14 protein-coding genes are annotated in these 14,883 nt (G+C 60.6%); all 14 read right to left on the reverse strand.

Annotated features, from left to right (window positions below):
* Nucleotides 1-40: 40 nt before the first annotated feature.
* Nucleotides 41-1,690 (reverse strand): DNA repair protein RecN, encoded by a 1,650-nt coding sequence (gene recN, locus ACOQOY_RS05645; protein WP_420584495.1) that lies wholly within the window; start codon nt 1,688-1,690, stop codon nt 41-43.
* Nucleotides 1,691-1,725: 35 nt separating this feature from the next.
* Nucleotides 1,726-2,568, reverse strand: coding sequence for an outer membrane protein assembly factor BamD (locus tag ACOQOY_RS05650; protein WP_420584496.1), 843 nt, complete (start codon nt 2,566-2,568; stop codon nt 1,726-1,728).
* 127 nt (nt 2,569-2,695) lie between these two features.
* Nucleotides 2,696-3,616, reverse strand: a complete 921-nt coding sequence (gene lpxC / locus ACOQOY_RS05655) for a UDP-3-O-acyl-N-acetylglucosamine deacetylase (protein WP_420584497.1) — start codon at nt 3,614-3,616, stop codon at nt 2,696-2,698.
* 213 nt (nt 3,617-3,829) lie between these two features.
* Nucleotides 3,830-5,446 carry a cell division protein FtsZ gene (gene ftsZ, locus ACOQOY_RS05660; RefSeq protein WP_420584498.1) on the reverse strand — a complete coding sequence of 539 codons (1,617 nt, stop codon included), beginning with the start codon at nt 5,444-5,446 and terminating at the stop codon, nt 3,830-3,832.
* A gap of 349 nt (nt 5,447-5,795) precedes the next feature.
* The gene (locus ACOQOY_RS05665) at nt 5,796-6,212 is read right to left on the reverse strand and encodes a hypothetical protein (RefSeq protein ID WP_420584499.1); all 417 of its coding nucleotides are present in this window, start codon (nt 6,210-6,212) and stop codon (nt 5,796-5,798) included.
* A complete protein-coding gene (gene ftsA, locus ACOQOY_RS05670; protein WP_420587214.1) occupies nt 6,199-7,533 on the reverse strand; it encodes a cell division protein FtsA in 1,335 nt (444 codons plus the stop codon). The genes ACOQOY_RS05665 and ftsA overlap by 14 nt, the downstream gene beginning before the upstream one ends.
* An 8-nt stretch (nt 7,534-7,541) precedes the next feature.
* Entirely contained in the window at nt 7,542-8,543 is a 1,002-nt protein-coding gene (locus ACOQOY_RS05675) for a cell division protein FtsQ/DivIB (RefSeq protein ID WP_420584500.1), read from the reverse strand.
* Nucleotides 8,531-9,448 (reverse strand): D-alanine--D-alanine ligase, encoded by a 918-nt coding sequence (locus ACOQOY_RS05680; protein WP_420584501.1) that lies wholly within the window; start codon nt 9,446-9,448, stop codon nt 8,531-8,533. The genes ACOQOY_RS05675 and ACOQOY_RS05680 overlap by 13 nt, the downstream gene beginning before the upstream one ends.
* Nucleotides 9,449-9,555: 107 nt before the next feature.
* A complete protein-coding gene (murB, locus tag ACOQOY_RS05685) occupies nt 9,556-10,482 on the reverse strand; it encodes a UDP-N-acetylmuramate dehydrogenase (RefSeq protein WP_420584502.1) in 927 nt (308 codons plus the stop codon).
* Between the two features lie 45 nt (nt 10,483-10,527).
* A complete protein-coding gene (locus ACOQOY_RS05690) occupies nt 10,528-10,782 on the reverse strand; it encodes a DUF2484 family protein (protein WP_420584503.1) in 255 nt (84 codons plus the stop codon).
* Nucleotides 10,779-11,027 carry a DUF2484 family protein gene (locus ACOQOY_RS05695; protein ID WP_420584504.1) on the reverse strand — a complete coding sequence of 83 codons (249 nt, stop codon included), beginning with the start codon at nt 11,025-11,027 and terminating at the stop codon, nt 10,779-10,781. Before ACOQOY_RS05695 ends, ACOQOY_RS05690 begins: the two co-directional genes overlap by 4 nt.
* A 44-nt stretch (nt 11,028-11,071) precedes the next feature.
* Nucleotides 11,072-12,511 carry a UDP-N-acetylmuramate--L-alanine ligase gene (gene murC / locus ACOQOY_RS05700; RefSeq protein WP_420584505.1) on the reverse strand — a complete coding sequence of 480 codons (1,440 nt, stop codon included), beginning with the start codon at nt 12,509-12,511 and terminating at the stop codon, nt 11,072-11,074.
* Nucleotides 12,508-13,605 carry a UDP-N-acetylglucosamine--N-acetylmuramyl-(pentapeptide) pyrophosphoryl-undecaprenol N-acetylglucosamine transferase gene (locus ACOQOY_RS05705; protein WP_420584506.1) on the reverse strand — a complete coding sequence of 366 codons (1,098 nt, stop codon included), beginning with the start codon at nt 13,603-13,605 and terminating at the stop codon, nt 12,508-12,510. The genes murC and ACOQOY_RS05705 overlap by 4 nt, the downstream gene beginning before the upstream one ends.
* Complete coding sequence (gene ftsW / locus ACOQOY_RS05710) at nt 13,605-14,768, reverse strand: putative lipid II flippase FtsW (protein WP_420584507.1); 1,164 nt, start codon at nt 14,766-14,768, stop codon at nt 13,605-13,607. The genes ACOQOY_RS05705 and ftsW overlap by 1 nt, the downstream gene beginning before the upstream one ends.
* Nucleotides 14,769-14,883 lie beyond the last annotated feature (115 nt).

The following is a 14,883-nucleotide window of genomic DNA, read 5'->3' on the forward strand; positions in this document are numbered from 1 at the left end:
TATAAAAGTGAGATCGCGACGGTTTGACCAACCGAATGCGTCAGGCGTCCAACAGCGCGCGGGCAGCGGCGCGCGCCTCGTCCGTGATGGTATCTCCGGCAACCATGCGGGCAATCTCATCCACCCGGTCGGGATCGGCCAGCGGGATTACGGTCGACAGCGTCTGTCCATTCGCTACTTGTTTCTGCACCCGCCAGTGATGCGCCGCGCGGGCGGCAACCTGCGGCGAGTGTGTGACCACCAACACTTGCCCGCCCTGAGCCAGTGACGCAAGGCGACGTCCGACGGCATCAGCGGTGGCTCCGCCCACGCCCCGGTCGATCTCGTCGAAGATCATGGTGCGGGCGCTGTCATCGCCGGTCAGGCAGACCTTGAGCGCCAGCAAGAACCGGCTGAGTTCGCCACCCGAGGCAATCTTATTCAGCGGTCCTGACGGGGCACCAGGGTTGGTTGCGACAGTAAAGGCCACCGCGTCGGTGCCTTCAGGTCCGGGATCGGCGGGGGTAATTTCGGTCTGAAACACCGCGCGCTCCATCTTTAATGGCGCAAGCTCGGCCATCACAGATTGGTCCAACTGCCCCGCCGCCTGTTTGCGCGCGGCGCTAAGCGCAGCAGCAGCCTTGTCATAAGCGGCCTGAGCAGCCTCGACCGCAGCGCGCTGGTCCGCAAGATCAGCATCGCCTGCGTCCAGCCGGTTCAGACGGCCACGCAGGGTATCGGCAAACGATCCAAGATCATCCGGAGCCACGTCATGCTTGCGCGCCAAGGCGCGGACAGCGAACAGACGTTCTTCGGCGGCTTCAAGTTCTGCTGGGTTAAAATCCAAAGCCTGAAGGCAAGCGCTCACCCCGTCCTGCGCTTCACCCAATTCGATCAAAGCACGGCCAAGTGCCGCGATTGGCTCCTCCAACTGCCCGCCTGCGTTGTCTGAGACCCCCTCTAGCCAACGGACAGCATCGGACATCGCGCCCTCGGCCCCCTCGCCGCCCAGCAGATCGTAGGCGCGCGCGACGTCGTCACGGATACGCTCGGCCCCTTGCATCATCCGACGGCGCGCGTCGAGTTCCGCATCCTCGCCCGGTTGCGGGTCCAGCTTGTCCAATTCGGCAACCGCGTGGCGCAGGAACTCTTCCTCAGCCCGCATGGCGGCCAAGGACGCCTCGGTCTCGGCCAGTGCCTTGCGCACACGGGACATATTCGCCCACGCAGCCCGCACAGCCGACAGCAGATCACCGACAGCAGCGTAGTCGTCCAACATTGCCCGATGCCCGCGCGGGTTCAGCAGCCCCCGGTCATCGTGCTGACCATGCAGTTCTATCAACGTCTCGGATAGCGCACGCAGCACCTCGCCCGAGCAGCGGCGGTCGTTGACCCATGCCGTCTTGCGCCCCTCAGCCGTGTTCACACGACGCAGGATCAGCTCCTCACCGCCCGGCAGGCCAGCCTCGGCCAATACCGCATGGGCCGGATGCTCGGGGCCAAGTTCAAACGCGGCCACCACCTCACCCTGAGCAGCGCCCTGACGCACCAGTTCGGCCCGCCCGCGCCATCCCAGAACGAAACCCAGCGAGTCCAGCAGGATCGACTTGCCCGCCCCGGTTTCTCCGGTCAACGCGTTCAGGCCCGGCTGAAACGTCAGTTCCAGCCGGTCAATGATCAGCATGTCGCGGATATCAAGGGCGCGCAGCATCGGGTCTTAGCGTCCCACGCCTGTCGTCATGGCGATTACAACCACTCACCTTTGATGGTCTGGCGGTAGATCGTGCTCAGCCAGTTATTGCCACGGCTCTTAAGCTCCAGCCCGCGCGAGGTCAGCAGTTTGTACCCCGCATCATACCATTCAGAAGACTGGTAGTTGTAACCCAGAATAGCACCCGCAGACTGCGCCTCATCAATCAAACCCAGAGACAGGTAGGCTTCGATCAGACGATAGAGCGCCTCAGCGGTGTGCGATGTGGTCTGAAAGTCTTCGACAACAACGCGGAACCGATTGATGGCCGCAGTATAATGGTCCTGCCGCAGGTAATAACGCCCGATCTCCATCTCTTTCCCGGCCAGATGGTCGAAGGCCAGGTCGAACTTCAGCACAGCCGAGGTGGCGTATTCGCTGTCGGGATAGACCTCGATCACCGTGCGCAAAGATTGCAGCGCCTGAAAGGTCAGGCCCTGATCACGTCCGACCTCGTCAATCTGGTCATAGTAACTGAGGGCCAGAAGATACTGCGCATAAGCTGCATCCTCATCAGCCGGGTAAAAGTCGATGAACCGCTGAGCGGCAGCACGGCTTTCTTCGTAGTTTTTGTCTGCATGGAACGAAAACGCCTGCATGATCAGCGCCCGCTTCGCCCAGTCGGAATAGGGGTACAGGCGTTCAACCTCTGAGAAATACCACGCCGCATCGTCCGAGCGATTCTGGGACAGCTCGAATTCACCACGTGTGTAAATCTGTTCCGGGGTGAACCCTTCAAGGTTCTGATCGCGGTCTGCGCCTTTGCTGCCGCAAGCCGTCAAAACTGCTGTCAGAAGAATCGCGCCTGCGAATCTGACTGCCGCTTTGGTGCCAACCATTCCGCCCATCCTTGTCGTATTGCTTATCGGGGTAAGCCCCGGATTGGACTTTGGTCTAGCATATATAATTCCGGGGCAAAACGCCTTAGTACACCCGCTGGCGGAAATGTCGGCAGAGTTGATCTGCTTATGCAACTTCGGGGATTTCGCCCCAAACCAGCCCCTGCCCCGGCAGGCGCGCGGCCTGTTCCGGTGTACACAGGATCGGGCGCACAGCGCCGGGCGTTTCAAATAGCGTACGCAGCAGCGTGTTGGTCATTGCATGACCGGATTTGTCACCGGTGAAATGACCCAGAATCGGACCGCCGGCCAGATAGAGATCGCCCAAGGCGTCCAGCATCTTGTGGCGCACAGCCTCATCCGCGCGGCGGAACCCACCGGGTGTCAGCACTTCGTCACCCTGTACCACGACAGCGTTTTCCAGCGTGCCGCCCAGTGCCAGACCATTTTCGCGCATCGCTTCGACATCGGTGCGGCGGCAGAACGTGCGGCAGTCACTGAGTTCGCGCGCGAACGAGCCGTTGCGCATATCTAGCGTTTTCGTCTGGCTGCCGATGGCGCCATCTTCAAAGTCGATGTGGAAATCGATGATCAGCCCATCCGCAGGCGCGATCGAGGCGCTGGCCCCTTCGCGGGACGCGGTCACGGGCTTGAGTACCTCAAACGCCATAACAGGGCTGGCCTGACGGCGCACACCCTTGGCCATGATCCCGCGCACGAAATCAATCGAGGATCCGTCCATGATCGGAACTTCGGGGCCGTCGATCTCAATCAGGGCGTTATGCACACCACACCCGGCAAGTGCAGCCATGATGTGTTCAACGGTCGAAACGGTCACTCCGGCCTCGCTCACCAGACGGGTGCAAAGCGGGGTACGCTCGACCACGTCATAGATCGCGGGGATCAACGCATTGCCCAGCTCAATATCCGTCCGTTTGAACCAGATGCCGTAACCAGCTGCTGCCGGTTTCAGAACCATCGTCGCAGGCTTGCCGCTGTGCAGCCCGACGCCTGTAAACGTGACCGGAGATTTGAGCGTATGTTGCAAAGTGAACCTCGGTGAGTGGTGTCCGGCCTTTACGGCCCGTGTTGGGCACTCAGTTAAGGAAGCGGGCGGCAAGGCTCAACTCACTCTTTGTAACTGAATGAAACATGAATGTAACAGATAGGCAAAAGCCTGCTTACACCCCTCTATGAGGTTGTATTTAAAAAGAAAAGGGCCGCCAAAAGGCGACCCTAATTCGTTAATTTGTTACCGCGATCAGTTGGCCTGACGGCGCAGGAAGGCCGGAATTTCGATCCGATCCTGCTCGGGGTCGGCCTCATCATGCGCAGGTGCCGTAGCGTCACTTTGGCGGACCGGCGGCTGCTGACGCACCGGCTGAGGCGGTGTATCTGCCGCGTGACCGGTCATACGGTCGATCAGACGGTTAAAGCCAAACCGAGGCCGATCATGCGCATCCGCCTGCGGCGCGGGGGCCGGTTGCGGGGCCTGCGGACGCGGTGCGCCAAAGCCGCGCTCGGACGCCGGAACATTCTGAACGGCGGCCTGCAAACGCTGCATGGCCTCCGGCGAGGGTGTACCTGCGGACGGCTGCGGCTGTGGAGCCACATAGCTTTCCGGAGCGGCTTCAACCGGCTCAGGTGTCGGCTCAAACTCGGCGACACGCGGCTGATAGGCCGGAGGCGGCAGACCGTCATCGTCCTGCTCTGCCTGCGACTGGAACTGCGCTGGTTCGTCAGCAGTTTCAAACAACGACGGTTCGCGGTTTACCTCGGCCTGCGGCGCAGGTTCGGCAACCTCTGCCACTGCGGCAGGGGCCTCGTCTTGCGCGGCGTCCTCAGCTGAAACAGTGCGGGTCAGCGGAGCCGACATGGTGCGGCGAGCAACCGGGATGTCTTCGCTTTTCTCACTGGCGTCGATGCCGGTGGCCACGACCGAAACGCGCATGCCGCCTTCCATCGCGGTGTCGAGGGTCGAACCGACGATGATGTTGGCCTCGGGGTCCACTTCCTCGCGAATGCGGTTTGCTGCCTCGTCCAGTTCGAACAGGGTCAGATCGTGCGAACCAGTGATGTTGATCAGTACGCCTTTGGCCCCCTTGAGGCTGATTTCGTCCAGCAGCGGGTTGGCGATTGCCTTCTCGGCCGCCTGAACCGCTCGGTCTTCGCCGGTGGCCTCGCCTGTACCCATCATCGCCTTGCCCATCTCGTCCATCACGGCGCGGACGTCAGCAAAGTCGAGGTTGATCAGGCCCGGGCGCACCATCAGGTCGGTCACACCTTTGACGCCTTGATACAGGACGTCATCTGCCATCGAGAACGCCTCGGTGAACGTGGTTTTTTCGTTGGCCAGACGGAAGAGGTTCTGGTTCGGAATGATGATCAGCGTATCGACGACCTTTTGCAGCGACTCGACGCCGTCTTCAGCCTGACGCATCCGCTTGGCGCCTTCGAACTGGAAGGGCTTGGTGACGACACCAACGGTTAGTACGCCCAGCTCACGCGCGGCCTGTGCGATGATTGGAGCAGCTCCGGTACCGGTGCCACCGCCCATACCCGCGGTGATGAAGCACATGTGTGCGCCGGCCAGATGGTCAACGATCTGTTCGATGCTTTCTTCGGCTGCGGCTGCGCCAACGGTCGGACGAGCCCCTGCCCCCAGACCTTCCGTAACTTTCACGCCAAGTTGGACCCGCGCCGAGGACTGGCTTTGTTGCAGCGCCTGCGCATCAGTGTTGGCGACTACGAAATCCACGCCATCCAGCTGTTTCTCAATCATGTTGTTGACAGCGTTGCCGCCTGCACCGCCAACGCCAAATACAGTAATCCGAGGCTTCAGTTCGTCTTGCCCGGGCATCGAAAGATTCAATGTCATGCTCTGTCCGCCTGTTTTATTGACCCGCCAAAGCGGTGTTTTTCTTACCTATCCACAGACAATCCTACCGACGGAAACCCGAAAGGTCACGCCAAAAATCGCGCGAATCCACAAAATATGGAGGAAATAAGGCATCCCACCGCGTTATTTCGCAAGGATTGCCAGATGTTGCGGAAAGAACTCAAAGCACCACAAAACAGGCGACCTTCGCACCGCGATTGACGGGCGCGTCACTTACAGATTCTCTTCGTTTTTCGATGCGGAAAACTGCTCAGGGTCCTGCCGCCGGGCCTCTGACGGACCCTGTGGATATCTTGCGGGATTCACGCGGCGGTTGCAACCCATTTCTTTAGCTAATTGGGATACTTGGACAGTTTAAACCATCTTCTGTGACGCCGCGCACCTCTTGGATTTCACGCCGACTGAAGCTGGCAAGACGCACCATCAGGCGATCCTCGTACAGGTACGGCCACCAGCATACGGGCAAGCCATCCGGGTCATCGTCGTAGAGAAAACAAATCTGTCCGTCGGGCGTTGATATCTGCCCGTAGACACAACCCCGCCCCTCCATCCGCCATACGGACAAGGTGGGGCTGAGGAACTCTTCGGTCCCCACCAGAACCCCGCTGGGGTAGTCGTGGAACATGACGGTCTTGCCCTGAACGGCGGCCAGAAAGGCCTCGGGCGTGATACGGGTTTGCGCTTGCGCGGCTAGCGGGGCCAGAGCGACCAGCGCCACAGCCCCGATCAGCTTACCAATTGTCACGGAACCAGCGCACAGCGCGCTTGAAGGGCCGGGCCGCATAGGTGTCGACCGGGATTTCAAAATCCCACCACTCATCCTGAGGATGCGCGGCAAACAGGCTGAGGCCCACCGCCGACGAGAACCCTGGCCCGGTTGCCGATTGCGGCAGGCCGTGGACCCGCAGCGGACGGCCCAAACGGACACGTTGGCCAAGGATTCGCGTTGCCAGACCGTCCAGCCCCATGATCTGACTGCCGCCTCCGGTCAGGACGATCTGTTGGCTGGGCATATGCTCGAATCCAGCGGCGTCCAGACGCACACGGACCTCTTCCAGAATCTCTTCGACGCGCGGGCGCATGATTCCGATCAGTTCGGCACGGCTGACAGTGCGGCGATCATGCTCCCAATCGCCGGTGTCACCACCGATATCAATCAGGTCCCGGTCGTCAGCACCGGTCGCGTGAACACCGCCGTTGAATGTCTTGATCCGCTCGGCCACAGCGGCGGGAACGCCCAGCCCCATCGAGATATCGGCAGTCACGTGATCGCCGCCCATACGGACGCAATCGGCGTAAATCATGTGCTTTTTCATAAAGATCGACACGCTGGTGGTACCGCCGCCCATATCAATACAGGCTGCGCCCAACTCCTGCTCATCCTCGACCAGCGCCGAAACACCAGAGACGTAAGCCGAGTTCGCAATTCCCGCCAGTTCCAGATCGCAACGCTTGATGCAGCGGACGATGTTCTGGATCGCCACGGCGTCGACGGTCAGCATGTGCATGTCCACCGCAAGGCTTTGACCCATCTGCCCGCGCGGGTCGATCAGCCCAGAGCGGTTATCCAGCGCGAAATTCACCGGCTGTGCGTGCAGAACTTCGCGCCCTGCCCCGTAGTCCGGCACATCGCAGGCGTTCAGAACGCGCCCGACCTCAGCCTCACTGACCACCTGACCTTCCAGATCGACCTGCGCGTCCAACCCGTAAGACCGCGGATTCGCGCCCGAGAAACAGGCAATGACGTGATCCACCCGGATATCGGCCATCTTCTGCGCCGCTTGCAGCGCGGTGCGAATGGCACGTTCGGTTTCCTGCATGGCGGTGACTTCGCCGAACTGCACGCCGCGCGACCGCGTGGTCGCCGCGCCAATCACCCGGAACCCGGTCTGCCCGGCCAGTGAACCGATGCTGTTATCCTCGCTCAGCCGACCCGTGCCATCGAAGCGCAGCACAAGGCAGGCAATTTTTGAACTGCCCACATCCAGAATGGCGACAACACCGCGTTGCATCGCCTGCCTGCGCATCTGCCGCATGGCCCGTTGGGACTGATAAAGATCGGTCATCATGGTCGTTACTGCCCGTTACCCACTGTCACTTTTGTATTCCACCAATCTTCGCTGGCGGCTTTGGTCATTCTGATTGTCGGTCGCTGCCCGAGGCGCATGTCCACGACGGCTACGTCTCGCTCCAACAGATCCTGTACCTCGTTCACCGCCAGCACGCGTTCCAGCGCGCGCACTGGGCGTTCGGTCGGCAGCATGATGCACTGACCACGATCCAGAACCAAATCCCATCGACGCTCGCCGATGCGAACCAGCCCGCGCACCCGACCGCCCAAGCTGCGGGCGGTGGTCAACAAGGCCATCGCCTCGGCCACATGGCCGTCCGCCCCCTTACCCGCGATCAACGGTAAGTTGGGATGATCTTTCCGCGACGCGATCCGCGCCACATGGGCGCCGGTTTCGTCCAGCAGCTCGATCCCGCCACGGGTTCGCCAGACGATAACCGGCTGGCGCTCCACCACGTCCACTTGCAAGACGCCACCGGGACGCACACGGACCGTCGCGGATTTGACCGGGTTCAGTCCGGCAATCGTGTCGCGGATCTGCTCCACATCCAAATCCCACGAGCTGATCGGGAAATCCAGAGGCACCACCTCGCGGATATCTTCGGACAAATCAGTGCCTGCGCCGTCGATTGCCATCAGATTGACCATGAATTCAGGGCGCTGCTGGATCGAGGTCTTGATGTCGACCACATAAGCCACCACTGCCTCGCGCCGTTCTTCCGACCCGAAATACAGCCCGACGGCCGCGCAAATGGCAAACACCGGCAGCCCGATTTTCAGGCCACGCCGTACACCCGGCGTCAGCATCCAGCGTTGCAGACGGTAGCTCAGCCGCGAAGGCGCGGGGTCAAAGCGCTGAGACTTGCGGCCAAACAGTTTCACGTCACTCAGGCGCAGCTTGGGTTCGACCTCATGCCGTTCGCCCGCAGCAAAATCCGCATCCAGACCGGCCAGAGGTTTCGAGCGGTGGATCACCGGCGCGCGGGTGGCTCTTAGCGGTCGCATGAGGCGTCCTCCACCATCCAGGCGCAGAGCTGGCCAAAAGTCATTCCCAGATGAGCCGCCTGTTCAGGGACCAGTGAGGTCGGCGTCATGCCAGGCTGCGTATTTGTTTCCAGCAGGAACAACCCGTCCGCGCCTATGCTGTCATCCCAGCGGTAGTCGGTGCGGCTTACTCCTTTGCAACCCAGCGCATTATGCGCTTTGACGGCATAATCCATACACCGGTCAAAAATGTCCTGCGGGATGTCCGCGGGCAGGACATGCCACGACCCGCCGGGCTTGTATTTAGCGTCGTAATCATACCAGCCGCCATCAGTCATGATTTCGGTCACGGTCAGAGCGCGGTCGCCCATCACGGTCACGGTCAGCTCGCGCCCTGCCACGTATTTCTCGACCATCACATGCTCGGGCATGTCGTCGGACAGCTGCGGCGGTCCGTTCGAGCCTTCATGTACGATATAGATGCCGACGCTGGAGCCTTCGTTATTCGGCTTGGCCACGTAAGGCGGCTCCATCACGTGGACCTGAACAACCTCAACCTTGGGCACAATCACGCTGGGAACAACGGGAAGGCCTTCGACCTGAAACACTTCTTTGCTGCGCTGCTTGTCCATCGCAAGGGCCGAGGCCAGCACGCCGGAATGCGTATACGGAATGCGCATCCATTCCAGCAGACCCTGCACGCAGCCATCTTCACCCCAGCGGCCATGCAGAGCGTTGAAAACCACATCCGGTTTGATGTCCAAAAGGCGCGCATAGAGGTCGGGACCTGCGTCCAGCTCAACCACTTCAAAGCCTTCTCCCCTAAGGGCGGCTGCGCATTCGCGCCCAGAGCTGAGAGACACCTCGCGTTCCGCCGAGGGGCCACCCATCAATACCGCCACTTTGGGGTTTGTCCTGCTCGACATACCCAATGTGCGCCTCAATGTCCCCGGACCTTATCTGGTGGTCCGTACTGTGTTATGCCTTTGATCCGTCGCCGTTAATTGCCTGTTATGGTCTGACGGTTGGGGCTTTATTCTGTCAGCGGATCACCGACCCGCATGATTTCCCACTCTAGCGTGATGCCGCTTGTTTCGTAAACCTTTTTTCGCACCTCTTCGCCCAGCCCTTCGAGGTCAGCGGCGGTGGCGGTGCCAGTATTGATCAAGAAGTTCGAGTGCTTCGGGCTCATCTGCGCGCCGCCGCGCATCGCGCCACGCATCCCCGCGTCATCAATCACCTTCCACGCCTTGAGGTCATGCACGTCATCCGCGCGCCCGGTCGAAGAAAACCCTGCCGGGTTGCGGAAGGTCGATCCCGCGCTGCGGTCCTTGGTCGGCTGAGTCTCATCACGCTTTTGCAACTGCGCAGTCATTCGGGCGTGCAGATCTTCGGGATCGCCAGCGGGGCCTTCGAACGTCGCCGAAACCAGAACAGCACCTTCGGGCAAATCCGATTGACGGTACCTGAAATTCAGATCTTCGGGTGTCAGATCGACGACTTTGCCCTGTCGCGTCACAATGGTGGCCTTATGCAGCACATCCGCCGTGTAGCTGCCATAGCAGCCCGCGTTCATCCTGACCGCACCGCCAACCGAACCGGGAATGGTGCGCAGAAAGGTCAGGTCGACACCCGCATCCGCCGCTTTGCGCGCGACATGTGCATCTAAAGCCGCCGCACCCGCGGTGACATTATTGCCGTCGACCTCAATCCCATTGAAGCCGCGCCCCAACCGGATCACCACGGCGCGCAGACCTCCATCCCGGACAATCAGATTCGAGCCAACCCCCATCGGGAATACTGGTACGTCCGAGGGCAGATTGCGCAGAAAGCTCTTCAAGTCTTCGATATCGGCGGGTTGGAACAGGTAGTCCGCCGGACCGCCGACCCGCAACCATGTCAGGTCGTTCAAAGACCGGTTTTCGGAAAGCTTGCCGCGTGGGGTAGGAAGAGATGTCATGCGCGCTAATTCGCGGATTTGACCGTTCAACGCAAGTCGTATCCGCTATTGCGGCGACCCCATAGCCTTACGCAACCACCGCCCCAGATAGATCACCGGCCAGCGCAGCACCGACATCCCCATACCTAGAACAAGCAGACCGATCCAAGGGCCGTTCTGGAGCGTCACATAGCCAAGGATCGGAATACCGACCGCAATCAGGACATAGGCCCTGGTCCAGTGGTTATCCTTACTGGGAATCATCGCCAGCACATTCGCAGCAATCCCCCAAAGGGCAGCAAGGGCGATGGACAGATTCATTCCTCAACCTCCTGCCCGGTCCAGCGGCGCCAGTAATACCGGATCGGATTGCGGAACATCGACGCAAAGGCTGCAAAAGCCAGAACTGAGAAGAACCAGCCGAAGTCATGCCCCAGCCAAACGATCAACGCGGGTGCGGAGACAAAAAGCACAACACCCGGCGGGAATTGCAGACGCATCGGCAGCATGGCCACGATTGTCGAGGCCACGACCCACAAGGCTGCGAACACTACCGAATATACCAAGTGCCCCTCCGAGGACGACGTCTTAGCAGTTGCAACGTTGCTCTTTAAAGTTGCGCCGCAGGAATGTCCATCGCGTCAGATGCCTTGTTTTTCTGCAATCGCGCGGGCAACCCGTTTGCCCAGGCGCTGATCGTACCCGCCCCGAGGCAGACGACCATATCTCCGGGGCGGGCCTGTTCACGGACCAGGCGCTCCAGATCGTTTTCATCCAGCAGCGCGCGGGCATGACGGTGGCCGTGGCGGATAAGGCCCTGCACCAGATCGTCGCGCGAGGCGCCCTCAATCGGGTCTTCCCCGGCCGCGAAGATGTCGGCAATAGCGACCACATCGGCGTCGTTGAAGCAGGTGCAGAAATCATCAAACAGGTTGGACAGGCGGGAATATCGATGCGGCTGGTGAACGGCAATCACGCGCCCCTCGGTCGCTTGGCGGGCGGCTTTCAGAACGGCTGCAATTTCCACAGGGTGGTGACCGTAATCGTCGATGATGGTAACGTCGTCGACCTCACCCACCTTGGTGAAACGACGGTTAACGCCGCCGAAATTGGCCAACGCATCACGGATCTCCGAGGCCTTCATGCCCAGATGACGCGCAACCGCAGCCGCAGACAATGCATTCGAGACGTTGTGGTCTCCGGGCATTGGCAAAGTGCAACCTTCGATCACCGTGTCTTCGTATTGCAGATGAATGTCGAAATGCGCAACGCCACGTTTATATGTCAGGTTCACCGCCCGGACGTCCGCCTGCGCGTTAAATCCATAGGTCCGCACGCGGCGGTCGGTGATACGGCCGACCAGAGTTTGCACCTCTGCATGGTCAGTGCAGCAAACGGCCAGGCCGTAAAACGGCAGGTTCGAGACAAACTCGTAGAACCCGTCACGCAGTTTGTCGAAATCGCCCCAATGCTCCATATGCTCGGGGTCGATATTGGTCACAATGGCGATGGTCGCCGGCAGGCGATTGAACGAGCCATCCGATTCGTCAGCCTCAACGACCATCCACTCGCCCTGCCCCATTCGTGCATTCGAGCCGTAGGCGTGAATGATCCCGCCATTGATCACGGTCGGGTCGAAATCGCCTGCCACCATCAATTCGGCCATCATGGTGGTGGTGGTGGTTTTGCCGTGTGTCCCGGCAATGGCGATGTTTGAACGCAGGCGCATCAATTCCGCCAGCATGTCGGCGCGCCGCACCACCGGCAGACCCTGCGCACGCGCGCCGTCCAGTTCCGGGTTGCCCGGTTTGATCGCGGTCGAGACCACAACAACCGCTGCGTTTTCAAGGTTCTCGGCACGTTGGCCGATAAAAATCTCGGCTCCCAAATCGGCTAGTCGGTCAGTGATCTTTGAGGCTTTGAGGTCCGACCCCTGCACCCTGTACCCCAGGTTTAAAAGCACCTCGGCGATGCCCGACATCCCAATTCCACCGATCCCAACGAAGTGGATCGGCCCTACATCTTGCGGCAGTTTGGTTGCAGGATTCATGTGGTCTCCTTCTGCGCCAGTTGTTCGACGAGATACACCAGACGCTCGGTCGCGTCGGGTGCGCCGGTCGAGAGGGCGGCATGAGCCATCTTTTGCGCGGCTTCGGGGTTTGTCAGAACTGCGGTGATTTGCTCGGTCAGGGAAGAAACGTCAAGCGCCTTTTCGGGGATCATGATTGCCCCGCCCGCCTGAACAAGCCCGCGCGCATTGGCAGTCTGATGATCGCCAGCGGCGGCGGCAAAGGGGATCAGGATCGAAGGCCGCCCGATCACCGAGATGTCAGCAACACTGGACGCGCCCGAGCGGCTGATGACCAGCTGCGCGTCTGACATGCGGCATGGGACGTCGTTAAAGAAGGGTTTGACCTCGGCCCGGATGCCATGATCGGCGTAGAACGCGGTGACACGCTCTCCATCCTCATCGCGGGCCTGATGGGCGACGCGGATATGGTTACGCATGGCTTCGGGCAATGCGGCGATCGCACCGGGGACCACGTCACTGAGGATGCGCGCACCCTGACTGCCACCCATCACCAGCACCGACATCGGGTAGTCACCGGGTGGGATATAGCCCGCCGCTGCGCGCTCCAGCACGGCGGCGCGGACCGGATTGCCGGTGTGAACGCCCTTAGCCCCTTCGGGCAGGTCGGTTGGCCAGATCCCGCAGGCCACCTGAGACACGCGGGTCGCAAAAAGCTTGTTTACCCGACCCAGAATGCCGTTCTGTTCATGGATCATGCGCGGGATTTTCAGCATCGTCGCCGCGCCCAGTGCTGGGATCGACGGATAGCCACCAAAGCCCACCACGACGTCCGGGCGGTCGCGCATCATCTGCAAGGCCATGCTGGTCACGCCACCTGCAATTTTCGGCCCGACCATCGCCTTAGCGGCCAAACCGCCGCGGGCGAACGTGGCAGAAGACGCCTCGACAATCTCGGTCGAGTGGGGAAAGCCGCTGGTATAACGCGCACCGCGCGGATCGGTGGACAGGCGCACGCGCCAGCCTTTTTGCAGCATCGCCTCGGCCAGCGCCTGGGCCGGGAACATGTGTCCCCCGGTACCGCCAGCTGCAATCAAGAGGTAAGGTTTGTTCATTAACCTCGTCCGCGAAGAATGTCGCCCAGCTCGCCCTGCGGGCGGGTCCGGGTAAATGCCAGCAACATGCCAACCGCAATGCCGCCCGCGATCAGTGACGAGCCGCCATAGCTGACAAACGGCAGTGTCATACCCTTGGCAGGCAGCAATCGCACAGCGACGCCCATGTTGATCATCGCTTGTACGCCGAACATGCAGGCCAGACCGGTCCCGGCCAAACGAATGAACATGTCCCGCTCACGCATCAGGCGCAGCAGCGACCGCACCACGATCAGCGAATACAGCGCGATGATGATCAGCACCAGGATCAGGCCGTATTCCTCGGCCGCCACGGCGATGATGAAATCCGTATGCGCATCGGGCAGAGACCACTTCACCTGCCCCTCACCCACGCCGACACCGAACAACCCGCCCTCACGAATAGCATTGGTGGCGTAGCCAAGCTGCGTGGTCGGATCGACTTCCTGATTCAGAAACCCGTCAATCCGGCGGGCAAAGTGTTCCGAATTTGAATAAGCAAACATTCCGGCCAGAACCACGACCCCTGCCATACCAACCAGCAGCAGCATCGGTGCGCCCGCCACGAAATACATCACACCCCAGCCGAACAGGATCAGACAGGCCTGACCGAAATCGGGCTGCAACACCAGCATGCCAACGATGGCAATGCACAACGCAAAGGACCACAACCGACCCGGCGGGCCGTTGATCTCTTGTGACGCAGCCAGCAGCCATGCGGCCACCACGATAAAGCCCGGCTTCAGAAATTCCGAGGGTTGCAGCGAGGCAAACCCCAGCGAGTACCAGCGCACAGCACCCTTACCGAAATCGGTGCCGAAAATCGGCAGAAAAGCCAGCGCCACGAACGCGCCCAAAAAGCCCAGCACCGCCAGACGACGCACCAGCGTGGGTGACATCATCGAGGTTAGCAGCATGGCAACAAGAGCCATTCCGCCGAACAGCGCCTGACGCTCGACATAGTGGAAGGGATCAAATCCATTGCGCCCGGCCAAAGGTGGCGATGAGGCCAGCCCCAGCAACAAACCGATGACAAACAGGATCAGAACGCAGGACATCGTCCAGCGGTCAATCGTGCGCCACCACTTTGGTAGAATCGGTTCTCCGCGCTGGTCCTGGACCGCGCCATACACCATCTCAGTCATGAGATACCGCCACTCTCTGCCTCGTTCACGTCCCGTTTTCGGGATCTGATTGAGAGTCTACAGGGAATTTGCCCCTCAGGCCAGTATTATAAGGGGCACGAGCGGTATTTTACCG

This window comes from Ruegeria sp., from assembly GCF_965221235.1.
Lineage (GTDB): Bacteria > Pseudomonadota > Alphaproteobacteria > Rhodobacterales > Rhodobacteraceae > Ruegeria.